Raw genomic sequence first — 25,832 nt, forward strand, 5'->3', positions numbered from 1 at the left:
TCATGCGCCTCGCTGCCCTATCACTGTTGCTCGTCCCCCTGCTGGCCAGCCCCCTGGCCCAGGCCGCTGCCCTGAGCGTCTGCACCGAAGCCAGCCCGGAAGGGTTCGACGTCGTCCAATACAACTCCCTGACGACCACCAACGCCTCGGCCGACGTCCTGATGAACCGACTGGTGGATTTCGACACCGCCAGCGGCAAGGTGGTCCCCAGCCTGGCCGAACAGTGGGATATCTCGCCCGACGGCCTGACCTATGTGTTCAAGCTGCGGCCCAAGGTCAAATTCCATCGCACCGAATATTTCACTCCGCACCGCGAGCTGACCGCCGAGGACGTGAAGTTCAGTTTCGAGCGCATGCTGGATCCGGCCAACCCCTGGCATAAAGTCGCCCAGAGCGGTTTCCCCCACGCCCAATCCATGCAACTGCCGGCGCTGATCAAGAAGATCGACGCCCTCGACCCGCTGACCGTGCGCTTCACCCTTGACCACGCGGACTCGACCTTCCTGGCCACCTTGAGCATGGGGTTCGCCTCGATCTATTCGGCTGAATATGCCGACCAGTTGATGAAGGCCGGCACGCCGGAAAAACTCAACGGCCAGCCCATCGGCACCGGCCCGTTCATTTTCAACCGGTTCCAGAAGGATGCTTCGATCCGCTACAAGGCCAACAGCGACTATTTCGGCGGCAAGCCCCAGGTAGACCCGCTGGTCTTCGCCATCACGCCAGATGCGAACGTGCGCCTGCAGAAACTGCGACGCAACGAATGCCAGATCGCCCTCTCGCCCAAGCCGCTCGACGTACAGGCCGCCCGACAGGAGCCGACGTTGAAAGTGGAACAGACCGACGCCTTCATGACCGCTTTCGTAGCGATCAACAGCCAGCACCCACCGCTGGACAAACCCGAGGTCCGGCAGGCCATCAATCTCGCCTTCGACAAGGGCAGCTACCTCAAGACCGTCTTCGAAGGCACCGCCCAGGCGGCCAACGGCCCTTACCCGCCAAACACCTGGAGCTACGCCAAGAACCTGCCCGGCTACGCCCATGACCCGGCCAAGGCCCGCGACCTGCTGGCCAAGGCGGGCCTGAAGGACGGTTTCAAGACGACGATCTGGACCCGACCTTCCGGCAGCCTGCTGAACCCCAACCCCAGCCTCGGCGCACAACTGCTGCAATCGGACCTGGCGGAAATCGGCATCCAGGCCGAGATCCGCGTGATCGAATGGGGCGAGTTGATCCGCCGCGCCAAGGCCGGCGAGCACGACCTGCTGTTCATGGGCTGGGCCGGCGACAATGGCGACCCGGACAACTTCCTCACGCCGCAGTTTTCCTGCGCGGCGGTCAAGTCCGGCACCAACTTCGCTCGCTATTGCAATGCCGACCTGGACAAGCTGATCGCAGCCGGCAAGACCACCAGCGAACAGGGCGTGCGCACCAAGCTCTATGAGCAGGCCCAGGCACAGATCCAGCAACAGGCCCTATGGCTGCCCCTGGCGCACCCCACCGCCTTCGCGCTGGCTCGCAAGGAAGTCCAGGGTTACGCGGTCAGCCCGTTTGGTCGACAGGATTACTCGAAGGTCAATCTCAAGCCGTAAGCCGCAAGCCGCAAGCTCAGATCACACCCTGCCCTGGACTTGCGGCTTGAAGCTGACAGCTTGCCACCGCCTCACATCCACCCAGACTCCGCCATGGACAGCGGCTCCCCGTCGCCCACGATGAAATGATCGAGCACCCGCACATCGATCAGTTCCAGCGCCTCCTGGAGGCGCTCGGTGAGGACCCGGTCGGCCTGGCTCGGCTCGGTGTTGCCCGAAGGATGGTTGTGACACAGGATCAGCGCGGCGGCATTGTGGGCCAGGGCGCGCTTGACCACTTGCCGCGGATAGACGCTGGCGCTGTCGATTGAACCGCGAAACAGCGCTTCGTAGGCCAGCACCCGGTGTCGCGAATCCAGGAACAGGCAACCGAACACTTCATGGGGTTCATGGCGCAGCATGGCCTTGAGGTAATCACGCACGGCCAACGGGCTCTCCAGCACCGACGCGCGGCGCAGATCCTGGGCCAGGTGCCGGCGTCCCATCTCCAGGATCGCCTGCAATTGCGCGAATTTCGCCGGCCCCAGGCCCAACTGCGCGCTGAACGTTCGCAGGTCGGCCTCCAGCAGCACGCGCAGGCAACCGAATTGCCGCAGCAGGTGTCGAGCGAGGTCCACCGCGCTTTTGCCCGAAACACCGGTTCGCAGGAAAATCGCCAGCAACTCGGCGTCGGAAAGACTCGCCGGGCCCAACTCCAACAACTTTTCCCGGGGCCGCTCGGCCGCCGGCCAATCACGAATACTCATAGGACCTCCCTGGTCAGTGGTGCGCCGCTGTTCCATAGCGGACGCTGTGATATCGTAGCCCATCTTTTTTGCAGGCGATTTGCACCCTGGCAAGCGGTTGCCAAGAGGTTCGCCTTGCACTGACCACTGAAATCGAAAGGCAGGCCTATGCAGCGGCTGTATCGGAAACGCATCGTTCTGGGCGTCGGCGGCGGCATTGCCGCCTACAAGAGCGCCGAGCTGGTTCGCCGACTCATCGACCAGGGCGCGGAAGTACGGGTCGTCATGACCCGCGGCGGCAGTGAGTTCATCACTCCGCTGACCATGCAGGCCCTGTCCGGGCACCCGGTCCACCTGGATCTGCTCGACCCGGCGGCCGAAGCCGCCATGGGGCATATCGAGCTGGCCAAGTGGGCCGACCTGGTGCTGATCGCACCGGCCACCGCCGACCTGATCGCCCGCCTGGCCCAAGGCATCGCCGACGACCTGTTGACCACCCTGGTGCTCGCCACCGACGCGGTGGTCGCGGTCGCGCCGGCGATGAACCAGGCCATGTGGCGCGACCCGGCCACCCAGGCCAACCTGCAACTGCTCGAAAGCCGCGACCTGAAAGTCTTCGGCCCGGCCTCCGGCAGCCAGGCCTGTGGGGATGTCGGCATGGGTCGCATGCTCGAAGCAACCGACCTGGCCCAATGCGCCGCCGATTGCTTCAAGCGCCAGGCGCTGACCGGCAAACACGTGCTGATCACCGCCGGCCCCACCCAGGAAAACATCGACCCGGTGCGCTACATCACCAACCACAGCTCCGGGAAAATGGGCTTCGCCCTGGCCGAAGCCGCCGTGGAAGCCGGCGCCCGGGTCACCCTGATCACCGGCCCGGTGCACCTGCCGACGCCGGACCGGGTGACCCGCATCGACGTGGTCAGCGCCCGGGACATGCTGGCGGCCTGCGAAGCGGCCATCCCTTGCGACCTGTTCATCGCCTCGGCGGCGGTTGCGGACTACCGTCCCGAGGTCGTCGCCCCACAAAAATTGAAGAAAGACCCTACAAGCGGCGACGGCCTGTTATTACAAATGGTCCGCAACCCGGATATTCTTGCCACCATCGCCACCCGTCCCGACCGCCCTTTCAGCGTCGGCTTCGCCGCCGAAACCGAAAACCTGCTCGATTACGCCGCGCGCAAGCTCAAGGACAAGAATCTGGACTTGATCGTCGCCAACGACGTCGCCAACCCGAGCATCGGCTTCAACAGCGAAGAAAACGCCTGCAGCGTGATCGACCGCCAGTTGCACGCCACCCTTTTCGCCCAGACCAGCAAGGGCAAGATCGCCCGCCAACTGATCACTTTTATCGCCGAACGGCTGAACCAGGTTTAATTTTCCATGCACGCTCTACAAGCCAAGATCCTCGACCCCCGCATCGGCAGCGAATTCCCGCTGCCGCAGTACGCCACACCGGGCTCCGCCGGTCTCGACTTGCGGGCCATGCTCAAGCAGGACACCATCCTGGAACCAGGCCAGACCCTGCTGATTCCCACCGGTTTGTCGGTGTACATCGGCGATCCGGGCCTGGCCGCTCTGATCCTGCCGCGTTCGGGCCTGGGTCATAAGCACGGTATCGTGCTGGGCAACCTGGTGGGCCTGATCGATTCCGACTACCAGGGTGAGCTGATGGTCTCGTGCTGGAACCGTGGCCATACGACATTCAACATCGCGGTGGGCGAACGCATCGCCCAACTCGTGCTCGTACCGGTGGTCCAGGCCCACTTCGAACTGGTCGAGGAATTCGACGAGAGTCAGCGCGGCGCAGGCGGTTTCGGGCACTCGGGCAGCCACTGACCGGTGAGATCGGCCGGGCGTCCTGCCCGGCCGGTTTATTAAGCTTCTGTTTCAGGGCAAAAAATGCGCAATGGCTTTCTGCTAGGTTTCCCATCCGGAATCAATGTATTAGGCGTGCGAGGCCGGGGTAACGCTGTCTCATGGCACTTTCCCACCACGAACTCTCTGTCAAAAACGCCGTCATACCCTTCAGCTTGAGCCTGCCGACGCTGTCCGTCGGCCTGTCCAGTCACCTTCTGATAGAGCGCCCCGTCCATGAACACCCCAGCCGCAATCGCCCCGATCTTCCCTGACAGCATCTTCCGCGCCTACGACATCCGTGGCGTGGTGCCGGAGACGCTGACCGCCGAAACCGCCTACTGGATCGGTCGTGCCATCGGTTCCCAGAGCCTGGCCCAAGGCGAACCCAACGTATGCGTCGGTCGCGATGGCCGCCTGTCCGGCCCCGAACTGGTCGAACAACTGATCAAGGGCATTGCCGACAGCGGCTGCCACGTCAGCGACGTGGGCCTGGTCCCGACCCCTGCGCTGTACTACGCCGCCAATGTGCTGGCAGGTAAATCGGGCGTGATGCTCACCGGCAGCCACAACCCGTCCAACTACAACGGCTTCAAGATCGTGATCGCTGGCGACACCCTTGCCAACGAGCAGATCCAGGCCCTGCATACCCGCCTCAAGACCAACGACCTGAGCAGCGGCAAGGGCAGCGTGACCAAGGTCGATATCCTCGAGCGCTACAACGACGAAATCGTCAAGGACGTGAAACTCGCCCGTCGCCTGAAAGTGGTGGTCGATTGCGGCAACGGCGCGGCCGGCGTGATCGCCCCGCAACTGATCGAAGCCCTGAACTGCGAGGTCATCCCGCTGTTCTGCGACGTGGATGGCAACTTCCCCAACCACCATCCGGACCCGGGCAAGCTGGAAAACCTCGAAGACCTGATCGCCAAGGTCAAGGAAACCAATGCCGACCTGGGCCTGGCCTTCGACGGTGACGGCGACCGCGTAGGCGTAGTGACCAATACCGGCAGCGTGGTGTTCCCCGACCGTCTGTTGATGCTGTTCGCCAAGGATGTGGTGGCTCGCAACCCCGACGCGGAAATCATCTTCGACGTCAAATGCACCCGTCGCCTGGTGCCGCTGATCAAGGAATATGGTGGTCGCCCCCTGATGTGGAAGACCGGTCATTCGTTGATCAAGAAGAAAATGAAGCAGAGCGGCGCCCTGCTGGCTGGCGAGATGAGCGGCCACATCTTCTTCAAGGAGCGCTGGTTCGGTTTTGACGACGGTATCTACAGTGCCGCGCGCCTGCTGGAGATCCTCAGCAAGGAGCCTGCGAGCGCCGAAGAGCTGTTCGCGACCTTCCCGAACGATATTTCTACGCCGGAAATCAATATCCATGTGACCGAAGAGAGCAAATTCAGCATCATTGATGCACTGCACGACGCTCAATGGGGCGAAGGGGCCGAGCTGACCACCATCGACGGTGTACGGGTCGACTATCCCCATGGCTGGGGCCTGGTTCGCGCATCCAACACCACACCGGTGCTGGTATTGCGTTTCGAGGCCGATAACGAAGCCGAACTGCAGCGCATCAAGGATGTGTTCCACACCCAACTCAAACGTGTTGCACCCGATCTCAAACTACCGTTCTGACTTTTTGAAGCTCCGGAGCCCTGAATGACCCTCGAACGCGAAGCCGCCACCAATACCGCCAAGGTTCTGTCCGAAGCGTTGCCGTATATCCGACGCTACGTCGGCAAGACCCTGGTGATCAAATATGGCGGCAACGCGATGGAGAGCGAGGAGCTGAAGACCGGCTTCGCCCGCGACATCGTGCTGATGAAGGCCGTGGGCATCAACCCGGTGGTAGTACATGGTGGTGGCCCGCAGATCGGTGACCTGCTCAAGCGCCTGTCGATCGAAAGCCACTTCATCGATGGCATGCGCGTCACCGACGCGCAGACCATGGATGTGGTGGAAATGGTCCTCGGCGGCCAGGTCAACAAGGACATCGTCAACCTGATCAACCGCCATGGCGGCAGCGCCATCGGCCTGACCGGCAAGGACGCCGAGCTGATCCGGGCGAAGAAACTCACCGTTACCCGCCAGACACCGGAAATGACCCAGCCGGAAATCATCGACATCGGTCACGTGGGCGAAGTGGTCGGCATCAACACCGACCTGCTGAACCTGCTGGTCAAGGGCGACTTCATCCCGGTGATCGCGCCGATCGGCGTGGGCGCCAATGGAGAGTCGTACAACATCAACGCCGACCTGGTGGCCGGCAAGGTCGCCGAAGCCCTGAAGGCCGAAAAACTGATGTTGCTGACCAACATCGCCGGTTTGATGGATAAGTCGGGCAAGGTCCTGACCGGGCTGTCGACCCAACAGGTCGACGACCTGATCGCCGACGGCACTATCTACGGCGGCATGCTGCCGAAGATCCGCTGCGCGCTGGAAGCGGTACAAGGCGGCGTGGGCAGCTCGTTGATCATCGACGGCCGGGTACCGAACGCCATCCTGCTGGAAATCTTCACCGATACCGGCGTGGGTACGTTGATCAGCAATCGCAAGCGTCCTTAAGCGATATCGGTAAAAAAAGACCCCGCTCAACGGGTTGAGCGGGGTCTTTTTTTGACTATTGCGGGAGCGAGCTTGCTCGCGATAGCAGTGGGTCAGTCAATATCAATGCTGAATGATAAGCCGCTATGGCGAGCAAGCACGCTCCCACAAGGCTTGGCACAGGCCTTTTAAACACCGAACTGCGCCCGGTAGGCCTCCACCGCCGGCAGATGCTGCTTGAGCTGCGGATCGTCGGCCAGGAACTCCAGGACCTGATTCAGCGACACGATGCTGATCACTGGGATGCCGAAATCACGCTCCACTTCCTGGATCGCCGACAGTTCGCCGTTACCGCGCTCCTGGCGGTTCAGGGCGATCAGCACACCGGCGGCCTTGGCGCCTTCCTGTGAAGCGATGATCTGCATCACCTCGCGGATGGCGGTGCCGGCGGTGATCACGTCGTCGATGATCAGTACGTCACCGGTCAGCGGCGCGCCCACCAGGCTGCCCCCTTCGCCATGGGCCTTGGCTTCCTTGCGGTTGAAGCACCAGGGCAGGTCGCGGCCGTGGTGTTCGGCCAGGGCGACGGCGGTGCTGGCGGCCAGCGGGATACCTTTATAGGCGGGGCCGAACAGGACGTCGAACGAAATACCACTCTCGACAATGGCCGCCGCGTAGAAACGCCCCAGCTGCGCCAGGGCCGAACCGCTGTTGAACAGGCCGGCATTGAAGAAATACGGGCTCGTACGCCCGGACTTGAGGGTGAACTCACCGAAGCGCAGAACGCCGCGATCGATGGCAAAACGAATGAAATCGCGTTGATACGCCTGCATGAAAAAAAGCCTCAGATACCGCGGATTTAGCTAAATAGGTAGACGGCGTGTATCATACACGCACGTGATTTTTGGGGCCATTTATGCGGATCATCAGTGTGAACGTCAATGGTATTCAGGCTGCAGTGGAGCGAGGTTTGCTCAGTTGGCTGCAAGCACAGAATGCCGACGTCATCTGCCTGCAGGACACCCGCGCCTCCGCCTTTGAACTGGACGATGCAGCCTTCCAACTGGATGGTTACTTCCTTTATGCCTGCGATGCCGAAGTCCCCGCCCAGGGTGGCGTGGCCTTGTACTCGCGGCTGCAACCGAAGGCTGTCATCAACGGTCTCGGTTTCGAGACGGCGGACCGCTACGGGCGCTACCTGCAAGCCGATTTCGACAAGGTCAGCATCGCGACCTTACTGCTCCCGTCGGGGCAGAACGGCGATGAAGATTTGAATCAGAAATTCAAGTTGATGGACGACTTCGCCCGTTACCTGGATAAACAGCGGCGCAAACGTCGCGAGTACATCTATTGTGGCTCGCTGTACGTGGCGCAACAGAAGCTGGATATCAAGAACTGGCGCGACAGCCAGCAATCGCCTGGCTTCCTGGCGCCGGAACGGGCCTGGATGGACGAGATCATCGGCAACATGGGTTATGTCGATGCCCTGCGTGAAGTCAGCCGCGAAGGCGACCTGTACAGCTGGTGGCCAGACAACGAACAGGCCGAGATGCTCAACCTCGGCTGGCGTTTCGACTATCAGCTGCTGACGCCAGGCTTGCGCCGTTTCGTACGCAGCGCACGCCTGCCCCGCCAGCCACGGTTCTCGCAGCACGCACCGTTGATCGTGGACTACGACTGGACGCTGACGATCTGAGTGTCGTCCGGCCGCCACAAAAAAAACCGACAGAACTGTCGGTTTTTTTGTGAGCGACCATTTTTTCGATAAGGGAAGCGAACCTGCTCGCCTCCCCTATCAATGACTAGCTGATCATTATTTGATCAGCCGCCAAGTGAACGGATACCGATACGGCTGCCCCTCGTTGGCCTTGACCCCGGCAATGATGGTCAACACCAGCGCACCAATGGCGATCAGTCCGAACAGGAAGAAACCGATCACCACGAGCATCAGCAGGAAACTGATCATCGAAGCGATCGCCACGGTGATCTGGAAGTTCAGTGCTTCCTTGCCCTGGGCATCGATGAACGGGTCAGACTCGCGCTTGACCTGCCAGAGCACCAGGGGCCCGATCAGCGTACCGAACGGAATCACGATGCCCAGCAGGGCGGACAGGTGGCAAAACATTGCCCACTGACGTGCCTCCTGGCTTGGCTTAGGCAGCAGGACTTGCTCATCACTCATGTCGCTCTCCTTGTCTGAAGCGTGTCACGATCAGTCGGCCAGTGCGGCCTTTTGCAGTTCGAAGATCTCGTTCATGCCTTTCTTCGCCAGCTCCAGCATAGCGTTCAATTCTTCAGGCTGGAACGGGGCGCCTTCGGCGGTGCCCTGCACCTCGATGAAGCCACCGGTGCTGGTCATGACCACGTTCAGGTCGGTCTCGGCGGCGGAGTCTTCCAGGTAGTCCAGGTCCAGCACCGGCTCACCCTGGTACATGCCCACGGACACCGCGCCGATCATCTGCTTGAGAGGATCGCCGCCCTTGAGACCGCCACGCTTCTTGATGACTTTCAAGGCATCGACCAGCGCGACCATGGCACCGGTGATGGACGCGGTGCGGGTCCCGCCGTCGGCCTGGATCACGTCGCAATCGACATACAGCGTCACATCGCCCAGCTTGGACATGTCCAGGGCGGCGCGCAGCGAACGGCCGATCAGGCGCTGGATTTCCAAGGTCCGGCCACCCTGCTTGCCACGGCTGGCTTCGCGCTGGTTCCGCTCGCCGGTGGCACGCGGCAGCATGCCGTATTCGGCGGTCAGCCAGCCTTGACCCTGGCCCTTGAGGAACCGTGGCACGCCGTTTTCGACGCTCACCGTGCAGATGACTTTGGTATCACCGAATTCGACCAGTACAGATCCCTCGGCGTGTTTGGTGTAGTTGCGGGTAATGCGGATCGAGCGAAGCTGATCGGCAGCGCGACCACTTGGACGTTTCATAGGGGACACCTGTACAGAGGACGGAAAACTGCCGGCATTATAGAGCCGTGAGCCTGCGGAGGGCAGTTCTAAAAAACCGGTGCGACGAGCGAAGCCTCTCCCGGGCCCGGCCGACGGGCTGCAGCGCTTTGTCACATGCTCGGTTTGGGGCATGCGCCCCACTGCGCTACAATCCTGCGCCTTTGCGGCCCTTCGGCTTTAATTCACAGATTCCAGGCCTCACGACCACCGTCGTGCCCAGCCTGCATTGCGAGGAACCCCCATGGTGCACAGCATGACCGCCTTCGCCCGCGTCGAAAAAGCCGGCGCACAAGGCACGCTGAGCTGGGAGCTGCGCTCGGTCAACAGCCGTTACCTGGAGCCCCACCTGCGCCTGCCTGAATCCTTCCGCGACCTCGAAGGCAGCGTACGCGAAGCGCTGCGCCAGGGCCTGTCCCGGGGCAAGCTGGAATGCACCCTGCGCTTCACCGAGGAAAATACCGGCAAGACCCTCCAGGTAGATCGCGAACGCGCCGCGCAACTGGTGGCCGCCGCCGAAACCGTCGCCAGCCTGATCAAGAACCCCGCCGCCCTCAACCCTCTGGAAGTGTTGGCCTGGCCCGGCGTGCTGGTGGGTGACGCCAGCGATCCCCAGGCTCTCAACGCCGAGGCACTGGCGTTGTTCAACCAGGGATTGCAGGAGCTCAAGGCCGGGCGCGAGCGCGAAGGTGCGGAACTGGCCCGGCTGATCAACGAACGCTTGACCTCCATCGAGGAAGACGTGGCGACCCTGCGCGAACTGGTCCCGCAGATGTTGGCCACCCAGCGTCAGAAAGTGCTCGACCGTTTCACCGACATGAAGGCCGAGCTGGACCCCCAGCGCCTGGAACAGGAAATGGTCATGCTCGCACAGAAGAGCGACGTGGCCGAAGAACTGGATCGCCTGAGCACCCACATCATCGAAGTGCGCCGGGTGCTCAAGTCCGGCGGCGCGGCCGGCCGCCGCCTCGACTTCCTGATGCAGGAGCTCAACCGCGAAGCCAACACACTGGGCTCCAAGGCCTTCGACCCGCGCAGTACCCAGGCTGCGGTCAACCTCAAGGTGTTGATCGAGCAGATGCGCGAACAAGTGCAGAACATTGAGTAAGGCTAACCCGACATGACCCACAGCACCGGCACTCTCTACATCATCTCCGCGCCCTCGGGCGCCGGCAAGACCAGCCTGGTCAAGGCACTGATCGACGCCGAGCCGCAGATCCGCGTCTCCGTCTCCCACACCACCCGCGCCATGCGCCCGGGCGAAGTGAACGGCGTGAACTATCACTTCGTCGACCGCGAAGAGTTCGTGAGGATGGCCGAGCACGGCGACTTCCTGGAGCGTGCCGAAGTCTTCGGCAACCTCTACGGCACCTCGCAGAGCTTCTTGCAGCAGACCCTGGACGAAGGCCACGACCTGATCCTGGAAATCGACTGGCAAGGTGCCGAACAGGTGCGCAAGCTGATGCCCCAGGCCCGTTCGATCTTCATCCTGCCACCGAGCCAGGAAGCGTTGCGCCAGCGCTTGACCAATCGCGGCCAGGACAGCGACGACATCATCGAAGGCCGGATGCGCGAAGCGGTCAGCGAAATGAGCCACTACGTGGACTACGATTACCTGATCATCAACGACGATTTTGCCCACGCACTGGACGACCTCAAGGCGATTTTCCGCGCCAGCCAGCTGCAACAGAAACGCCAGCAACAACGTTTCGGCAAATTGCTGGCTGAATTATTGGGCTGAACAGCCCTTCCCAAAACCGTTGCGACGGCCTTACATTGGTACTCGCAGCGCGCCGAGGGGTTTGGTTAAAAAATCAGCGCTTCCCTAAACGCTGGTGTTTTTTTAAACTGTCGAGTCCGCTCGCCCAACCGGGCAGCGCGCATATTGCATTCGCTCCGAGGAATACCATGGCCCGCGTAACCGTTGAAGACTGCCTAGAACACGTGGAAAACCGCTTTGAGCTGGTCATGCTCTCTACCAAGCGGGCCCGTCAGCTGGCCACCGGTGGCAAAGAGCCGTTGGTCCAGTGGGAAAACGACAAGCCTACCGTGGTAGCGCTGCGTGAAATCGCCGAAGGCCTGATGAGCTACGAGTTCATCGCCAATGCCGAAATCGTTGAAGACGAGCCGCTGTTCGCAGCGTTCGAGGACGAGTCCAACGAGGCGGTCTAAGCCTATGCCTGGTCGACGTAGCACGGCGCGGGGTCACAGCAAACGGCAGGAGTCATCATGCCGAGCATAGACGCCCTCGCCGATCGCTTATCGGCCTACCTCGGCAAGGACCAGGTCAACCTGGTCCGCCGAGCCTATTTCTACGCCGAACAAGCCCACGACGGCCAACGCCGCCGCAGCGGCGAGGCGTACGTCACGCATCCCCTTGCCGTGGCGAACATTCTTGCCGACATGCACATGGACCATCAGAGCCTGATGGCGGCCATGCTCCATGACGTGATCGAAGACACCGGCATCGCCAAGGAAGCACTGCAAGCGCAGTTCGGCGAAACCGTGGCCGAACTGGTCGACGGAGTCAGCAAGCTGACCCAGATGAACTTCGAGACCAAGGCCGAGGCCCAGGCCGAGAACTTCCAGAAAATGGCCATGGCCATGGCCCGCGACATCCGCGTGATCCTGGTCAAGCTCGCCGACCGCCTGCACAACATGCGCACCCTGGAAGTGCTGTCCGGTGAAAAACGCCGGCGCATCGCCAAGGAAACCCTGGAAATCTACGCACCCATCGCCAACCGCCTGGGCATGCATGCGATCCGCATCGAATTCGAAGACCTCGGCTTCAAGGCCATGCACCCGATGCGTTCGGCGCGGATCAACCAGGCCGTCAAGCGCGCCCGGGGCAACCGCAAGGAAATCGTCAACAAGATCGAGGAGTCGTTGAGCCACTGCCTGGCCATCGACGGCATCGAAGGCGAAGTCAGCGGCCGACAGAAACACCTCTACGGCATCTACAAGAAAATGCGCGGCAAGCGCCGGGCCTTCAACGAGATCATGGACGTGTACGCGTTCCGGATCATCGTCGACAAGGTCGACACCTGCTACCGCGTACTGGGTGCTGTGCATAATTTGTACAAACCGTTGCCGGGGCGCTTCAAGGACTACATCGCGATCCCCAAGGCCAACGGCTACCAGTCGCTGCACACCACGTTGTTCGGCATGCACGGCGTACCGATCGAGATCCAGATCCGTACCCGTGAAATGGAAGAAATGGCCAACAACGGCATCGCCGCCCATTGGCTCTACAAGTCCAGCGGCGACGAACAGCCCAAGAGCACCCATGCCCGGGCCCGACAGTGGGTCAAGGGCGTGCTCGAAATGCAGCAGCGGGCCGGCAACTCCCTTGAATTCATCGAGAGCGTGAAGATCGACCTGTTCCCGGACGAGGTCTACGTGTTCACGCCCAAGGGCCGGATCATGGAGCTGCCCAAGGGCTCCACGGCGGTGGACTTCGCCTATGCGGTGCATACCGACGTCGGCAACAGCTGCATCGCCTGCCGGATCAACCGTCGCCTGGCGCCGCTGTCCGAGCCGCTGCAAAGCGGCTCCACCGTGGAAATCGTCAGCGCCCCCGGCGCGCGGCCGAACCCGGCGTGGCTCAACTTCGTGGTCACCGGCAAGGCCCGCACCCACATCCGTCACGCCCTGAAACTGCAGCGCCGCTCCGAATCCATCAGTCTGGGCGAACGCCTGCTGAACAAAGTGCTGAACGGCTTTGACAGCTCCCTGGACAAGATCCCGGCCGAGCGCGTGCAGGTGATGCTCAACGAGTACCGCCTCGAACTCATCGAAGACCTGCTCGAAGACATCGGCCTGGGCAACCGCATGGCCTATGTGGTCGCCCGCCGCTTGCTCGGTGAGGGCGAACAGTTGCCAAGCCCCGAAGGCCCGCTGGCGATTCGCGGCACCGAAGGCCTGGTACTCAGCTACGCCAAGTGCTGCACGCCGATCCCGGGCGACCCTATCGTCGGACACCTGTCCGCCGGCAAGGGCATGGTGGTGCACCTGGACAACTGCCGCAACATCAGCGAAATCCGCCACAACCCGGAAAAATGCATCCAGCTCTCCTGGGCCAAGGATGTCACTGGCGAATTCAACGTCGAGCTGCGAGTCGAGCTTGAACACCAGCGCGGCCTGATCGCCCTGCTGGCCAGCAGTGTCAACGCCGCCGACGGCAATATCGAGAAAATCAGCATGGACGAACGCGATGGCCGCATCAGCGTCGTCCAACTGGTGGTCAGCGTGCACGACCGCGTGCACCTGGCCCGCGTGATCAAGAAACTGCGCGCCCTGGCCGGGGTCATCCGCATCACCCGCATGCGCGCGTAGCCCACCCATAACAAGGAGTCCTCATGACCAAGACCGTTATCACCAGCGACAAGGCCCCGGCCGCCATCGGCACCTATTCCCAGGCGATCAAGGCAGGCAACACCGTGTACATGTCGGGCCAGATCCCACTGGACCCGAAAACCATGGAGCTGGTGGAAGGCTTCGAAGCCCAGACCGTGCAGGTATTCGAAAACCTGAAAGCCGTGGCCGAAGCGGCCGGCGGTTCGTTCAAGGACATCGTCAAGCTCAACATCTTCCTCACCGACCTGAGCCACTTCGCCAAGGTCAACGAGATCATGGGCAAGTACTTCGAACAGCCCTACCCTGCCCGCGCCGCCATCGGCGTAGCCGCCCTACCCAAGGGCGCGCAGGTCGAGATGGATGCCATCCTGGTCATCGAGTAACAAGGCCGGCGCAGCGTCCCCCGCTGCGCCGTTTTCGTTTTGAAAGGATTTCACCATGCGCAAAGCGCTTGCTCTCCCGCTGCTCGCCCTTCTCCTGGCCGCCTGCGCCAGCGACCCCGCCGACCGTGATATCAGCGGCACCTGGATCAACCAGGCGGCCATCGACGCTGCCGCCAAGGGCGGTCCACTGCGCGAAGCGCTGCAGGCCTATGGCCCGAACCTGGAATGGGACGTCAACACCCGGGCCGGCCAGGCGCGCTACACCAATGGTTTTGAAAACGTCGAAGGCAAGCTGCTGGGCGAAGAAGACGGCGCGTGGAAAGTCGATTTCTATGGCAGCTCCGCCAGCGAACTCAAGCGCGACGGCGATCAGCTGAACCAGGCCGCCACCGAGAACGAACCCGAACAAGTCTTCGACCGTGCCCAGGTTCAGGTCCCGGCAGGCGCTCCCCTGGGTGCCAGCTTCGAACGCACCCTGTACGCCGCCTACCTGGGCGGCACCTGGCACATCCAAAGCGGCCCCGGCCAGGGCGCCACCGTGCAATTCCAGCCCGACGGCCAGGTCAGCGGCCTACCGGGCGCCGACCGCTATGCCCTGTGCCTGGCAGGCGACTGCGCCTCCATGAGCGGCGGCAACGACAACATCTGGCTGCAACAGAATGGCCAGGGCAACACCTGGATCTTCGCCCGCAATGGCAAGACGCTGGAAATCTTCCAGACCGTGAACGCGGCACTGGCGGATGAAATGCCGTCGTTCTCGCCGGGCAACCGACAGTGGGTATTGGAACAGCAATAAGCTGGACCTGAGCCTTTCAATCCTCTGCTCGCGATAGCGCGGTGAAGCGCCGCAGCCATCGCGAGCAAGGTTGACTGATCGATGCCGGTGCGACTGCCGCTAGCGAACTCAGTAGACCAGTTACCCACCCAATGAATCTCTATCGCACATTCTCTCGCCGATAACCCCCCAGCGGCGCCCCTCCCCTGAATACGCCGGAAGGCGACCCGCACCCAGCCCAGACTCTCTAGGATCCAAGGTTTTTCACTTCAGTAGTGCCCAATTCAGGCGGTCGACGCGTGTGATGTATATAGGCAGTAGAGAGCGAGATGGGGTCATTAAGACCTCCTCCCTAGTCTTTACGACAACTCTAGTAAGTTGTCATAAAGACACCTAATGCTCTCAACCTGCTGATTTTATTAGCATCATGCTGCTGGCACAGAAAATGTAAAAAGCAATGCGGTTATTTCAATGATCGCGGAGCAGCGTAATGGACAGTGAGTACGACAATCGCATTGCAGTGGTAACGGGTGCCAGTTCAGGCATCGGCCTGGCCGTGGTGCAGCAATTGCTGACTCAGGGCGCGTCGGTGGTGGCAATGGCGCGAGGGCGAGGCGGACTTACCGAACTCAAGGATATCCATGGAGATCGCCTGCATCTGTTCAAGGGCGATGTCACCTCGATGGCTGACCTGGAAGGGCTGGCGCGCTACAGCAGCGAGCTCGGCCCGGTGGATTTCCTGGTGCCCAATGCAGGAGTGGCAATCTTGGAAAACAGCCTGGACAGCACTGGCTTTGCCCGCAACTGGGAGGTGAACGGAGCAGGAGCACTAAACACCTTATCGGCATTACGTTCGCAATTGGCAACGTCCGCTTCGGTGGTATTCATCGGAACCTTTCTCAGCGCGCTGGCATTTCCAGGCCTTGCCGGCTACATCGCTTCAAAAGCGGCATTGACCGCTCATGCACGCACGCTGGCGGTGGAACTGGCCAGTGCGGGCATCCGGGTCAACGTTGTATCGCCGGGGCCAACCGCGACGCCGATCTGGAAGACATTAGGGCTGGACAATGCTCAATTGTCGGCGGTAGCGGAAGCGGTTAATGAACGCTTGATCGAAGGCGAGTTTCTCCAGCCTGAGGCAGTGGCCGATGTGATCCTGTTGCTGCTGTCCAACCGCTCACGCGGTATCTATGGACAGGACATCGTGGTGGACGGCGGCTACACACTGCGCTAGACGCAGCGACATATCGAATGACTTACAACGCGTGATGATGCTGGGCTACGCACCCATGGACCGGCTGCGAACGAAGCATCTGCCCGAAGAGCGAGGCAGGTGCTTCTGATCAACCGGTATCCATTACGCTCCAGAATCCGCGACATTATCTTCACGGCTCTCGCCTCGCCAGATCAGGAAGATGTGAATCGCATCCACGATTACCGGTTCGATCCGGCTGATGTTCCGTAAAGGCAGCCTTGCGAAAAGCTGCTCTAGATGGCGCCCCCCCTGAAAAACCCGATACAACGCATCGGTTTTTTCATCGGTCCCACTTGCCGTTATCGCGGCTCGACGTTATCCAACGCCCGATTCGCCAGCAACGTACCCAGCTCGATCAATTGCTGAATTCCATGGGCAACATGGCGGCGGGAGCCATCCAGTTCGAAAGCCAAGTCGCTGACCATGGCATCCGCACAAGCCGGCGGATTCTGGCGTAGTCGTAGGCAGAGGCGCAAAGCGGCGTGGCCTGGTGGAAGCCTGGCAGTCAGGAGATGAAGCACGCGGCGGGAGCCTCTCATTGCCCTGGCCGCCAGGCTTTGATCTATGGTGTCGAGTCGCTCTGCCACAAGGCAGCGGCGCAATCCACCACTTCGCTTGGAAGAGAAACCATGCTGTTCAAAACCGATGACGAGCTGATCGCCGAGCGCTACTTCCGCTCCTCCCAGGACATTGGCGCCCTGTTTGGCATTAGCGCTGGCTTCACCTGCCTGCAATTCCCCGATCCCCGCCCCTTCGCGATGATCGTCACTGCGCTGTTTTTTCTTTGGGGCTATCTGTCGGGCGACGGTTACCGGCGGGTCGCCAAGGCCTACCTCAAGCAATACCCAGGCCCCTTGGGCGGCATCCGGTTCGCCTTTACCAAACTTCCCCTCGTGGTGCTCTGCCTGGGATTTCTCACCTTGATCATGATGGGCGCCGTGACCGCCGAACGTATTTCAGCGTGGGGACGGTTCTTGCCGCCGTCGCCTTTCTGAGCAATGACGCCTGGTTGAAACCCCTTGAGAGCATTCCCACCCCGGGCTTTGGCCCACACGGACTAGGCTTGGGATGAACTCCAACGAAACCTCCTGTTCCGTATCTTCAAAGCGCAGGTCGTTTACCTCCATGTGCAGGGGCCTTGATGGGATACCGTAAACCCAGCTTGAAAATCGCAGCCGCCGCGGCGGTGATCATCATGAGCTTCAATGCCGCCGTTGCGCCGCTGTGCCTGTCCTGGGTGGGGCAGACCCAACGTGACCGTCAGTTGGTCGAGGACCAACTGACCTCCCTTCGTGGCTTGCTCGAGCTGGTGGTGGATGCTGAAACCGGGCAGCGCGGCTACATCATCACCGGCGATGACCGTTTTCTGCAGCCCTACTACGCCACCATGACCAATCTGCCCGAAGGACTGCGCACGCTCGAAGCGCTGTACGCCACCGATCCGGAGCAAGAACAACAGGCCGTCCAGGGCATACGGGCCCTGGTGGACGAGAAGATGGCGAACCTGGCCGAGACCATCAAGCTGCGCCGTGACAAAGGCTACGACGCGGCCATGCAAGTGGTGATGCAGGGCGTCGGCAAGGGGCTGACGGACCGCATCAGGGAAAGCATCGCCACCCAGGTCAAAGGCGAAATGGATGAAGTCGTGCAGCTCGATCAGCAACTGGTGCAAAAAGCCCTGTTGGCCGTTGCCTTTTCCCTGTCGGGCACTTTGCTCACGCTGGTGCTGCTGACCTGGCTTTTCCTGAGGATGCGTGAAGCCATACGCCAGACCGAAAACTCGGCTTTGGAGGCGTCCCAGGAGTCGAGTCGTGTCGAGGCGGGCATGGTGTTGCTGCGAAAACGCAACAGGGAAATCTCGCTACTCGGAGAAATGTCCCAACTGCTGCAGACCGAAATGACCCTGGCCGAAGGCCTGAAAGTCACTGCGGAATATTGCAATCATCTGCTGGCGGGAACCGCAGGTTCCGTTTATCTGTACAGCCAGGCAGCCGATCTGTTCGAGCTGGCCGGTGAATGGGGGGATGGACAACCCGCCTCCCCGACCATCATCCCCCACGAATGCTGGGGCCTGCGGCGTGGCAATGCCCACCATGGTGTGCTCGGCCAGCCACTGATTTGCTGCGAGCATTACTCGCCGCTGGACCCAGCCTCCGAGCGCAACCAGTCCAACCTTTGCCTTCCGCTCATCGCCTACGGCGAAGTGATGGGGATGTTCTACATTCGCAAGCTTGCCGAGGCCGGTAGCCAGGAAGCTTTCAGCGAGACGCAAATGGAGATCGCCAAGTCGATTTCCGAGCAGGTCGCGCTGGCCCTGTCCAACGTCAAGCTGCGCAATGCGCTGCATGACAAGTCGATCCGCGACCCACTGACCGGGCTGTTCAACCGCCGTTATATGGAGGAAACCCTCAACCGGGAGATGGCCCGGGCACAACGCATGGAGTCGCCGTTGAGTGTGGTCATGCTGGACCTCGATCACTTCAAGCAGATCAACGACATGCATGGCCACGCTGTCGGCGATGCCGTGCTGCGTTCGGTGGCGAATCTGCTGAAACAGTCGCTACGGACTTCGGACGTGGCCTGTCGGTATGGCGGCGAGGAGCTCATGCTCATCCTTCCCAACTGCACCAGCGAGCACGCCGTGCAGAAGGCACAACAGCTGTGCGATTCGGTGCGTGCGTTGATCATCACCGAGGCCGGCAAGGCCATCTCGGTCACGGCCTCGTTTGGCGTGGCCTCGACGGGCATCGGTCATTTCGATGCGGCGGAGCTGGTCGGGATGGCGGACAAGGCGCTTTACCACGCCAAGGAGACGGGGCGCGACCGGGTTGTTTTGCAAGCCTGCCGCCCTGAGGCGACTGCAAGCCCGGTGCACCCGCAGGTGCCCTGAGCACAGCCGCATCCACCGCAGGCTGACGGATCAGCAACGCCCTTCGAGAATCGCCGCATACCCCTCGCGAAAGCTCGGATAACGCGGCGACCAGCCCAGGGCCTTGGCCCGGGCGTTGCTGCAACGCTTGCTGCCGGCGCGACGGACGCTGGCGTTTTCGGCCCATTGGGTGACACCCAGGTAGTCCCGCAGCCAGCCCACCACGTCGGCCAGGGCGGCGGGAGCATCGTCGACGCCGATGTAGCAGTCGTCCAGGGTCTTGCCCTGGCGATCGGCTTCCAGCAGGAAGGCCAGCAGGCCTGCGGCGTCATCAGCGTGGATGCGGTTGGCGTACAGGGGTGGGTCTTCCACCACACTGTAGCCCTGGCGCACCTGGGTCAGCAGCCATTCGCGGCCCGGGCCGTAGATGCCGGTCAGGCGGACACGGCTGGCCGGGATGCCGCTTTCGAGCGCCACTTGCTCAGCCTCGAGCATCAGCCGGCCGGAGTAGCCGCCGGCCACGGTGGGCGAGGTTTCATCGACCCACTCCCCCGCCTGTTGCCCGTACACGCTGCTGCTGGAGACAAACAGCAGCCGTTTCGGTTGCTGCCCGTGCTGCCTCAACCAGCCCAGCACATGCTTCAACCCTTCGACATAGGCGGCGCGATAGCCCGCTTCGTCATGTTCGGTGGCTGCGGCGCTATACACCAGGTAGTCCAGCGGAGCGGTAGGCCAATCGGCGGGGCATTGCTGGCTGAACAGGTCTCCCGCCACCCCGAGCACACCCGCCGGGAGGTTGGAAACCGTACGGCGCAAGCCATACACCTGCCAGTGTCGGGCCTGTAGCTGGCTGGCCAGACGGCCGCCGATATCACCGCAACCGGCGATCAGAACAGAAGGCGCGGACATCAGAAACTCCTCGTTTAAAGCCGCAGACTAGCCCTCGAAAGGGACGAGCGGCTAGCGATGTCGGAAAAAAAGATACTCTATTACTTCTGCTAACAAGAATTACTTGCAATAATGCTCGCCACTTTTGTTCTCGGCCCCACGAGGCCTGGAAGAACATCAACCTTCTTATCTCTCAGGTCCGGCCAGCATGAAACACTCTCTATCCTTCGCTTCGCCAACCCAACGACCTCGCGCCTGGAGCGCCGTGGCTGCGCTGTTGTTCAGCCTGCTGCTGGCGCCGGCCGCCGCGTTCGCCGATGCGCAGACGCCCGCGACGACTGCCCCAGCCACCGCGCCTGCCACCCAGGCACCTGCCGATGCGGCCGCTCCGGCTGCAACGCCGGTGGCCACCGAGCCGGCCCAGGCCGTCGAAGCCACACCGACCGACGCGCCTGAAGTGCTTGAAGCCGACAACACCCTGGGCATGGCCCATGACCTGTCCCCATGGGGCATGTACCAGAACGCCGACGTCATCGTGAAGGCCGTGATGATCGGCCTGGCCATCGCCTCGATCATCACCTGGACCATCTGGATCGCCAAGGGCTTCGAGCTGCTGGGAGCCAAGCGTCGCCTGCGCGGTGAGATCGCCGCCCTGAAAAAAGCCACCACCCTCAAGGAAGCCAGCGCCACTGCGGCGAAGGAAGGCACCCTCGCCAACCTGCTGGTGCACGATGCGCTCGAAGAGATGCGCCTGTCGGCCAACAGCCGCGAGAAGGAAGGCATCAAGGAACGCGTGAGCTTCCGCCTCGAGCGCCTGGTGGCCGCCTGCGGTCGCAACATGAGCAGCGGCACCGGCGTACTCGCCACCATCGGTTCCACCGCGCCGTTCGTGGGCCTGTTCGGTACCGTGTGGGGCATCATGAACAGCTTCATCGGCATCGCCAAGACCCAGACCACCAACCTCGCCGTCGTGGCGCCCGGCATCGCCGAAGCCTTGCTGGCGACTGCGCTGGGCTTGGTGGCGGCGATCCCCGCCGTGGTCATCTATAACGTTTTCGCCCGCTCCATTGCCGGCTACAAGGCCCAGGTGTCCGACGCGTCGGCCGAGGTGCTGCTGCTGGTCAGCCGCGACCTCGACCACCTGCCGCCTGAGCGCAGCTCGCAACCGCACATGGTGAAAGTGGGGTAATCGGCCATGGGCCTGCATTTGAAAGAAGGCGCAGACGACGATCTGGCCGAGAACCACGAAATCAACGTCACCCCATTCATCGATGTGATGCTGGTGCTGTTGATCATCTTCATGGTGGCGGCCCCGCTGGCCACCGTGGACATCAAGGTCGACCTTCCGGCGTCGACGGCCAAGCCCTCGCCCCGGCCTGAGAAACCGATGTTCCTGAGCGTCAAGGCCGACCAGCGCCTGTTCCTGGGCGAAGAGGAGGTCAAGGCCGAGAACCTCGGCGCGGCCCTCGATGCCAAGACCCAGGGCAAGAAGGACACGACGATCTTCTTCCAGGCCGATAAAGGCGTGGACTACGGCGACCTGATGAGCGTGATGGATGCCCTGCGCGGCGCCGGCTACTTGAAGGTCGGTCTGGTCGGCTTAGAGACGGCGCCCAAGAAATGATCACGACGCGCCAAAAGCTGACGCGTTACAGCGGTAGCCTGGCCGTGGTGCTGGGCGTGCATGCGCTCGCCATCGCGCTGGCGCTGAACTGGACGACACGGCCCCCCATCGAACTGCCGCCCCAGGCGATGATGGTGGAGCTGGCACCGGTTCCCGCCCCGCCACCGCCGGCGCCGCCTAAAGTCGTCACGCCGCCGAAACCGCCGGAGCCGGTCGAAGAGCTGCCGTTGCCCAAACTCGCCGAAGCGCCGAAGGCGGAAATCGCCGTGCCCAAGCCGGTCAAGCCCAAGCCCAAGCCTCAACCGCCCAAGCCCAAGCCCGTGGAGAAAAAGCCGGAGCCGCCGAAGGAACAGCCCTCGGAGCAGAAGCCCAGCGACGCCCAGCCGACCCAGGCACCGACGGAAAAATCCGCGCAGCCGGCCCCTGGCCCTTCGCCCGCACAGTTGGCGGCCAAGGCCAGTTGGCAAGGTACCTTGCTGGCCCACCTGGGCAAGTACAAGAAGTACCCGGCCAGCGCACAAGCGCGGGGCAAGGAAGGCTTGAACCGCCTGCGGTTCGTGGTGGACGCCGAAGGCAACGTGTTGTCCTTCGAACTGGTAGGCAAGTCGGGCAACGCCGATCTGGACCGGGCCACCCTGGAAATGATCCGCCGCGCCCAGCCACTGCCCAAGCCCCCGGCGGACATGCTGACCAACGGCTCCATCGAAATCGTTGCGCCGTTCGTGTATTCCATCGACAAGCGCAGGCGCTGATATTTGCAAGCCCCTGTTACAGGGGCTTGTGACCTTGTGGCGGGGGATTTATCCCCTCGCCACAGGTTGTTTCTTTCGCCACCGCCCCCTATTGCCCGGTGTCACACCGCACCTTCAGTCTGATAACGTGCGTCTATCGATTGCAGCCGGTATGCTTGGCTCGCAACTTCATGGATGCTCGCTATGACCCTCACAGAATTACGCTACATCGTGACCCTCGCCCAAGAGCAGCATTTCGGCCATGCGGCCGAGCGTTGCCACGTCAGCCAGCCGACGTTGTCGGTGGGCGTGAAGAAGCTTGAAGACGAACTCGGTGTGCTGATTTTCGAGCGCAGCAAAAGCGCCGTGCGCCTGACCCCGGTAGGCGAAGGCATCGTTGCCCAGGCCCAGAAGGTCCTTGAGCAGGCCCAGGGCATCCGCGAACTGGCCCAGGCCGGCAAGAACCAGCTCACCGCTCCGCTGAAGGTCGGCGCGATCTACACGGTGGGTCCGTACCTGTTCCCGCACCTGATTCCACAGCTGCACCGGGTCGCCCCGCAGATGCCGCTGTACATCGAAGAAAACTTCACCCATGTGCTGCGCGACAAACTGCGCAACGGCGAGCTGGACGCGATCATTATCGCCCTGCCGTTCAACGAAGCCGACGTGCTGACCCTGCCGCTCTACGACGAGCCGTTCTACGTCCTGATGCCGGCCCAGCACCCCTGGACCCAGAAAAAGACCATCGACGCCGCCCTGCTCAACGACAAGAGCCTGTTGCTGCTGGGCGAAGGCCATTGCTTCCGCGACCAGGTGCTCGAGGCCTGCCCGACCCTGACCAAGGGCAGCGAAGGCGCCAAGCACACCACGGTGGAATCCAGCTCCCTGGAGACCATTCGCCACATGGTCGCCTCGGGCCTGGGGATTTCGATCCTGCCGCTGTCGGCGGTGGACAGCCATCACTATGCCCCCGGCGTGATCGAAGTCCGCCCGATGACCGCCCCCGTGCCGTTCCGCACCGTCGCCATTGCCTGGCGCGCCAGCTTCCCGCGACCCAAGGCCATCGAGATCCTCGCTGATTCGATCCGCCTGTGTTCCGTGGCCAAGCCGCCGTCCGCCAAGTAAGCCGCTGCCATGACTGAGCTGTCCAAAGTACCGGTCACGGCACTCAAGGGTGTAGGCGAGGCCATGGCCGAGAAACTGGCCAGGGTCGGGCTGGAAAACCTCCAGGACGTGTTGTTCCACCTGCCGTTGCGTTACCAGGACCGTACCCGCGTGGTGCCCATCGGCCACTTGCGGCCGGGGCAGGACGCGGTGATCGAAGGCACCGTCAGCGGCGCCGATGTGGTCATGGGCCGGCGCCGCAGCCTGGTGGTGCGCCTGCAGGACGGCACCGGCGGGCTCAGCCTGCGCTTCTATCATTTCAGCAATGCCCAGAAGGAAGGCCTCAAGCGTGGCACTCGCGTGCGCTGCTACGGCGAGGCGCGGCCTGGCGCTTCCGGGCTGGAAATCTATCACCCGGAATACCGCGCCATCACCGGCGACGAGCCGCCTCCGGTAGATGAGACCCTGACTCCGGTCTATCCCCTCACCGAAGGCCTGACCCAACAGCGCCTGCGTCAGCTCTGCCAGCAGGCCCTGACCCTGCTCGGCCCCAGCAGCCTGCCGGACTGGCTGCCCACGGAGCTGGCCCGGGACTACCAACTGGCGCCGCTGGCCGATGCGATCCGCTATCTGCATCACCCACCCGCCGATGCCGATGTCGAGGAGCTTGCCCTCGGTCATCACTGGGCCCAGCACCGCCTGGCTTTCGAAGAGTTGCTGACGCATCAACTGTCCCAGCAGCGCCTGAGGGAAAGCCTGCGCTCGTTGCGCGCCCCGGCGATGCCCAAGGCCAGGGATCTGCCGGCACGCTACCTCGCCAACCTCGGCTTCACCCCCACGGGCGCCCAGCAACGGGTGGGCAACGAGATTGCCTACGACCTGAGCCAGCCCGAGCCGATGCTGCGGCTGATCCAGGGCGACGTGGGCGCCGGCAAGACCGTGGTCGCCGCCCTCGCCGCCCTGCAAGCCCTGGAAGCGGGGTATCAGGTAGCGCTGATGGCGCCCACCGAGATCCTCGCCGAACAGCATTTCATCACCTTCCAGCGCTGGCTCGAACCGCTGGGCATCGAAGTCGCCTGGCTGGCCGGCAAGCTCAAGGGCAGGAACCGCACCGCCGCCCTGGCGCAGATCGCCGAAGGCGCGCCGATGGTGGTGGGCACCCATGCGCTGTTCCAGGACGAAGTGCAGTTCAAGAACCTGGCTCTGGTGATCATCGACGAACAGCATCGCTTCGGCGTGCAACAGCGCCTGGCCCTGCGGCAGAAAGGCGTGGGCGGGCGCATGTGCCCGCATCAGTTGATCATGACCGCCACACCGATCCCCCGCACCCTGGCCATGAGCGCCTACGCCGATCTCGACACCTCGATCCTCGACGAACTGCCGCCGGGGCGAACGCCGGTCAACACCGTGCTGGTCACCGACACCCGCCGGGTGGAAGTGATCGAGCGCGTGCGCAGCGCCTGCGCCGAAGGGCGTCAGGCCTATTGGGTGTGCACGTTGATCGAAGAGTCCGAAGAGCTGACCTGCCAGGCGGCGCAGAGCACCTATGAAGACCTCACCGCCGCCCTCGGCGAGTTGAAGGTCGGGTTGATCCACGGGCGCATGAAGCCCGCCGAGAAGGCCGCCGTCATGGCCGAATTCAAGGCCGGAGCCTTGCAGTTGCTGGTCGCCACCACGGTCATCGAAGTGGGGGTGGACGTGCCGAACGCCAGCCTGATGATCATCGAGAACCCCGAGCGCCTGGGCCTTGCACAGTTGCACCAGCTACGCGGCCGGGTCGGTCGAGGCAGCGCCGCCAGCCATTGCGTCCTGCTCTATCACCCGCCGCTGTCCCAGATCGGCCGCCAGCGCCTGGGTATCATGCGCGAAACGAACGACGGTTTCGTCATCGCCGAAAAAGACCTTGAACTGCGCGGCCCCGGTGAAATGCTCGGCACGCGCCAGACCGGTCTGCTTCAATTCAAGGTAGCCGACCTGATGCGTGACGCCGATCTGCTGCCTGCGGTACGCGACGCAGCCCAGGCTCTGCTGGAGCGCTGGCCGGACCACGTCAGCCCGTTGCTGGATCGCTGGCTGCGTCATGGGCAGCAATACGGCCAAGTGTGAGCAGTCTCTCAGTTTCCGGGCGCGTCCGCCGGGCAAGCTGGTTATACTGCTCAACTTGTTGGAAAACGGA

At 62.4% G+C, this 25,832-nt stretch carries 25 protein-coding genes and 2 pseudogenes; 21 read left to right on the forward strand and 6 right to left on the reverse strand.

The features are described from left to right. The first annotated feature begins 2 nt into the window (after nt 1-2). Nucleotides 3-1,592, forward strand: a complete 1,590-nt coding sequence (locus AC1M7R_RS10340; RefSeq protein ID WP_072430957.1) for an ABC transporter substrate-binding protein — start codon at nt 3-5, stop codon at nt 1,590-1,592. Between the two features lie 71 nt (nt 1,593-1,663). On the opposite strand, the gene radC is transcribed toward AC1M7R_RS10340, so the two are convergent. Further along, entirely contained in the window at nt 1,664-2,338 is a 675-nt protein-coding gene (gene radC, locus AC1M7R_RS10345) for a RadC family protein (protein ID WP_072390705.1), read from the reverse strand. 147 nt (nt 2,339-2,485) lie between these two features. Here radC and coaBC point away from each other — a divergent pair, with 147 nt between their 5' ends. From coaBC to argB, 4 genes and pseudogenes are all read left to right on the forward strand, one after another. After that, the gene (coaBC, locus tag AC1M7R_RS10350) at nt 2,486-3,694 is read left to right on the forward strand and encodes a bifunctional phosphopantothenoylcysteine decarboxylase/phosphopantothenate--cysteine ligase CoaBC (RefSeq protein ID WP_072390707.1); all 1,209 of its coding nucleotides are present in this window, start codon (nt 2,486-2,488) and stop codon (nt 3,692-3,694) included. Nucleotides 3,695-3,700: 6 nt separating this feature from the next. Continuing rightward, nucleotides 3,701-4,156: a dUTP diphosphatase gene (gene dut / locus AC1M7R_RS10355; protein ID WP_072390710.1), complete on the forward strand. Its 456-nt coding sequence runs from the start codon at nt 3,701-3,703 to the stop codon at nt 4,154-4,156. Nucleotides 4,157-4,405: 249 nt separating this feature from the next. Beyond that, nucleotides 4,406-5,809: pseudogene (locus AC1M7R_RS10360) on the forward strand (phosphomannomutase/phosphoglucomutase); the annotation flags it as partial. Nucleotides 5,810-5,833: 24 nt separating this feature from the next. Continuing rightward, nucleotides 5,834-6,739, forward strand: a complete 906-nt coding sequence (gene argB, locus AC1M7R_RS10365) for an acetylglutamate kinase (RefSeq protein ID WP_053192101.1) — start codon at nt 5,834-5,836, stop codon at nt 6,737-6,739. 167 nt (nt 6,740-6,906) lie between these two features. Here the strand turns inward: argB and pyrE are convergent, their stop codons facing one another. After that, entirely contained in the window at nt 6,907-7,551 is a 645-nt protein-coding gene (pyrE, locus tag AC1M7R_RS10370; protein ID WP_072390716.1) for an orotate phosphoribosyltransferase, read from the reverse strand. Nucleotides 7,552-7,634: 83 nt separating this feature from the next. Here pyrE and crc point away from each other — a divergent pair, with 83 nt between their 5' ends. Continuing rightward, the gene (gene crc / locus AC1M7R_RS10375; protein ID WP_072390719.1) at nt 7,635-8,414 is read left to right on the forward strand and encodes a catabolite repression control protein Crc; all 780 of its coding nucleotides are present in this window, start codon (nt 7,635-7,637) and stop codon (nt 8,412-8,414) included. Further along, nucleotides 8,396-8,467, forward strand: a complete 72-nt coding sequence (locus AC1M7R_RS10380; protein ID WP_490610481.1) for a hypothetical protein — start codon at nt 8,396-8,398, stop codon at nt 8,465-8,467. The genes crc and AC1M7R_RS10380 overlap by 19 nt, the downstream gene beginning before the upstream one ends. Nucleotides 8,468-8,531: 64 nt before the next feature. On the opposite strand, the gene AC1M7R_RS10385 is transcribed toward AC1M7R_RS10380, so the two are convergent. Further along, nucleotides 8,532-8,900 (reverse strand): DUF4870 domain-containing protein, encoded by a 369-nt coding sequence (locus AC1M7R_RS10385; RefSeq protein ID WP_072390721.1) that lies wholly within the window; start codon nt 8,898-8,900, stop codon nt 8,532-8,534. Nucleotides 8,901-8,930: 30 nt separating this feature from the next. Further along, a complete protein-coding gene (gene rph / locus AC1M7R_RS10390) occupies nt 8,931-9,653 on the reverse strand; it encodes a ribonuclease PH (RefSeq protein ID WP_003229494.1) in 723 nt (240 codons plus the stop codon). 262 nt (nt 9,654-9,915) lie between these two features. Here rph and AC1M7R_RS10395 point away from each other — a divergent pair, with 262 nt between their 5' ends. From AC1M7R_RS10395 to AC1M7R_RS10425, 7 genes are all read left to right on the forward strand, one after another. Then, entirely contained in the window at nt 9,916-10,779 is an 864-nt protein-coding gene (locus AC1M7R_RS10395; RefSeq protein ID WP_072458527.1) for a YicC/YloC family endoribonuclease, read from the forward strand. Nucleotides 10,780-10,791: 12 nt separating this feature from the next. Next, nucleotides 10,792-11,412 (forward strand): guanylate kinase, encoded by a 621-nt coding sequence (gmk, locus tag AC1M7R_RS10400; protein WP_072390727.1) that lies wholly within the window; start codon nt 10,792-10,794, stop codon nt 11,410-11,412. A gap of 167 nt (nt 11,413-11,579) precedes the next feature. Further along, the gene (gene rpoZ, locus AC1M7R_RS10405; RefSeq protein WP_003177259.1) at nt 11,580-11,843 is read left to right on the forward strand and encodes a DNA-directed RNA polymerase subunit omega; all 264 of its coding nucleotides are present in this window, start codon (nt 11,580-11,582) and stop codon (nt 11,841-11,843) included. A 57-nt stretch (nt 11,844-11,900) separates the two neighbouring features. Next, nucleotides 11,901-14,006 (forward strand): bifunctional GTP diphosphokinase/guanosine-3',5'-bis pyrophosphate 3'-pyrophosphohydrolase, encoded by a 2,106-nt coding sequence (gene spoT, locus AC1M7R_RS10410; RefSeq protein WP_072390731.1) that lies wholly within the window; start codon nt 11,901-11,903, stop codon nt 14,004-14,006. Nucleotides 14,007-14,029: 23 nt separating this feature from the next. Then, entirely contained in the window at nt 14,030-14,410 is a 381-nt protein-coding gene (locus tag AC1M7R_RS10415) for a RidA family protein (protein WP_024780260.1), read from the forward strand. 55 nt (nt 14,411-14,465) lie between these two features. Then, entirely contained in the window at nt 14,466-15,206 is a 741-nt protein-coding gene (locus tag AC1M7R_RS10420) for a hypothetical protein (protein ID WP_072458526.1), read from the forward strand. Nucleotides 15,207-15,675: 469 nt separating this feature from the next. Continuing rightward, nucleotides 15,676-16,419, forward strand: a complete 744-nt coding sequence (locus AC1M7R_RS10425) for an SDR family NAD(P)-dependent oxidoreductase (RefSeq protein WP_072390739.1) — start codon at nt 15,676-15,678, stop codon at nt 16,417-16,419. Nucleotides 16,420-16,739: 320 nt separating this feature from the next. Here AC1M7R_RS10425 and AC1M7R_RS10430 read toward each other — a convergent pair. Beyond that, nucleotides 16,740-16,880 (reverse strand): annotated as a pseudogene (locus tag AC1M7R_RS10430) (DUF6124 family protein); the annotation flags it as partial. 189 nt (nt 16,881-17,069) lie between these two features. On the opposite strand from AC1M7R_RS10430, the gene AC1M7R_RS10435 reads away from it, so the two are divergent. Further along, nucleotides 17,070-17,435, forward strand: a complete 366-nt coding sequence (locus tag AC1M7R_RS10435; RefSeq protein WP_072390746.1) for a hypothetical protein — start codon at nt 17,070-17,072, stop codon at nt 17,433-17,435. Nucleotides 17,436-17,581: 146 nt separating this feature from the next. Continuing rightward, the gene (locus tag AC1M7R_RS10440) at nt 17,582-19,330 is read left to right on the forward strand and encodes a diguanylate cyclase (RefSeq protein ID WP_092179921.1); all 1,749 of its coding nucleotides are present in this window, start codon (nt 17,582-17,584) and stop codon (nt 19,328-19,330) included. Nucleotides 19,331-19,360: 30 nt separating this feature from the next. Here the strand turns inward: AC1M7R_RS10440 and AC1M7R_RS10445 are convergent, their stop codons facing one another. Continuing rightward, entirely contained in the window at nt 19,361-20,218 is an 858-nt protein-coding gene (locus AC1M7R_RS10445) for an SDR family oxidoreductase (RefSeq protein ID WP_072390752.1), read from the reverse strand. A gap of 187 nt (nt 20,219-20,405) precedes the next feature. On the opposite strand from AC1M7R_RS10445, the gene exbB reads away from it, so the two are divergent. The 5 genes from exbB to recG all read left to right on the forward strand — a co-directional run bounded on the left by exbB (nt 20,406) and on the right by recG (nt 25,762). Next, the gene (gene exbB / locus AC1M7R_RS10450; protein ID WP_072390755.1) at nt 20,406-21,386 is read left to right on the forward strand and encodes a tonB-system energizer ExbB; all 981 of its coding nucleotides are present in this window, start codon (nt 20,406-20,408) and stop codon (nt 21,384-21,386) included. A 6-nt stretch (nt 21,387-21,392) separates the two neighbouring features. After that, entirely contained in the window at nt 21,393-21,821 is a 429-nt protein-coding gene (exbD, locus tag AC1M7R_RS10455) for a TonB system transport protein ExbD (RefSeq protein ID WP_072390758.1), read from the forward strand. Beyond that, on the forward strand, nt 21,818-22,573 hold the full coding sequence (locus tag AC1M7R_RS10460; protein ID WP_072390761.1) for an energy transducer TonB family protein: 756 nt from the start codon (nt 21,818-21,820) through the stop codon (nt 22,571-22,573). Before exbD ends, AC1M7R_RS10460 begins: the two co-directional genes overlap by 4 nt. 183 nt (nt 22,574-22,756) lie before the next feature. After that, the gene (locus AC1M7R_RS10465; protein ID WP_072390764.1) at nt 22,757-23,677 is read left to right on the forward strand and encodes a hydrogen peroxide-inducible genes activator; all 921 of its coding nucleotides are present in this window, start codon (nt 22,757-22,759) and stop codon (nt 23,675-23,677) included. A gap of 9 nt (nt 23,678-23,686) precedes the next feature. Further along, the gene (gene recG / locus AC1M7R_RS10470; RefSeq protein WP_076405947.1) at nt 23,687-25,762 is read left to right on the forward strand and encodes an ATP-dependent DNA helicase RecG; all 2,076 of its coding nucleotides are present in this window, start codon (nt 23,687-23,689) and stop codon (nt 25,760-25,762) included. The last annotated feature ends 70 nt before the right edge of the window (nt 25,763-25,832 follow it).

The organism is Pseudomonas sp. MS01C9 (assembly GCF_058202755.1).

Bases quoted from the DNA above. Each gene is read 5' to 3' on its own strand.
- AC1M7R_RS10340 (WP_072430957.1), top strand. From the start codon at position 3: ATGCGCCTCGCTGCCCTATCACTGTTGCTCGTCCCCCTGCTGGCCAGC.
- radC (WP_072390705.1), bottom strand. From the start codon at position 2,338: ATGAGTATTCGTGATTGGCCGGCGGCCGAGCGGCCCCGGGAAAAGTTG.
- coaBC (WP_072390707.1), top strand. From the start codon at position 2,486: ATGCAGCGGCTGTATCGGAAACGCATCGTTCTGGGCGTCGGCGGCGGC.
- dut (WP_072390710.1), top strand. From the start codon at position 3,701: ATGCACGCTCTACAAGCCAAGATCCTCGACCCCCGCATCGGCAGCGAA.
- argB (WP_053192101.1), top strand. From the start codon at position 5,834: ATGACCCTCGAACGCGAAGCCGCCACCAATACCGCCAAGGTTCTGTCC.
- pyrE (WP_072390716.1), bottom strand. From the start codon at position 7,551: ATGCAGGCGTATCAACGCGATTTCATTCGTTTTGCCATCGATCGCGGC.
- crc (WP_072390719.1), top strand. From the start codon at position 7,635: ATGCGGATCATCAGTGTGAACGTCAATGGTATTCAGGCTGCAGTGGAG.
- AC1M7R_RS10385 (WP_072390721.1), bottom strand. From the start codon at position 8,900: ATGAGTGATGAGCAAGTCCTGCTGCCTAAGCCAAGCCAGGAGGCACGT.
- rph (WP_003229494.1), bottom strand. From the start codon at position 9,653: ATGAAACGTCCAAGTGGTCGCGCTGCCGATCAGCTTCGCTCGATCCGC.
- AC1M7R_RS10395 (WP_072458527.1), top strand. From the start codon at position 9,916: ATGGTGCACAGCATGACCGCCTTCGCCCGCGTCGAAAAAGCCGGCGCA.
- gmk (WP_072390727.1), top strand. From the start codon at position 10,792: ATGACCCACAGCACCGGCACTCTCTACATCATCTCCGCGCCCTCGGGC.
- rpoZ (WP_003177259.1), top strand. From the start codon at position 11,580: ATGGCCCGCGTAACCGTTGAAGACTGCCTAGAACACGTGGAAAACCGC.
- spoT (WP_072390731.1), top strand. From the start codon at position 11,901: ATGCCGAGCATAGACGCCCTCGCCGATCGCTTATCGGCCTACCTCGGC.
- AC1M7R_RS10415 (WP_024780260.1), top strand. From the start codon at position 14,030: ATGACCAAGACCGTTATCACCAGCGACAAGGCCCCGGCCGCCATCGGC.
- AC1M7R_RS10420 (WP_072458526.1), top strand. From the start codon at position 14,466: ATGCGCAAAGCGCTTGCTCTCCCGCTGCTCGCCCTTCTCCTGGCCGCC.
- AC1M7R_RS10425 (WP_072390739.1), top strand. From the start codon at position 15,676: ATGGACAGTGAGTACGACAATCGCATTGCAGTGGTAACGGGTGCCAGT.
- AC1M7R_RS10435 (WP_072390746.1), top strand. From the start codon at position 17,070: ATGCTGTTCAAAACCGATGACGAGCTGATCGCCGAGCGCTACTTCCGC.
- AC1M7R_RS10440 (WP_092179921.1), top strand. From the start codon at position 17,582: ATGGGATACCGTAAACCCAGCTTGAAAATCGCAGCCGCCGCGGCGGTG.
- AC1M7R_RS10445 (WP_072390752.1), bottom strand. From the start codon at position 20,218: ATGTCCGCGCCTTCTGTTCTGATCGCCGGTTGCGGTGATATCGGCGGC.
- exbB (WP_072390755.1), top strand. From the start codon at position 20,406: ATGAAACACTCTCTATCCTTCGCTTCGCCAACCCAACGACCTCGCGCC.
- exbD (WP_072390758.1), top strand. From the start codon at position 21,393: ATGGGCCTGCATTTGAAAGAAGGCGCAGACGACGATCTGGCCGAGAAC.
- AC1M7R_RS10460 (WP_072390761.1), top strand. From the start codon at position 21,818: ATGATCACGACGCGCCAAAAGCTGACGCGTTACAGCGGTAGCCTGGCC.
- AC1M7R_RS10465 (WP_072390764.1), top strand. From the start codon at position 22,757: ATGACCCTCACAGAATTACGCTACATCGTGACCCTCGCCCAAGAGCAG.
- recG (WP_076405947.1), top strand. From the start codon at position 23,687: ATGACTGAGCTGTCCAAAGTACCGGTCACGGCACTCAAGGGTGTAGGC.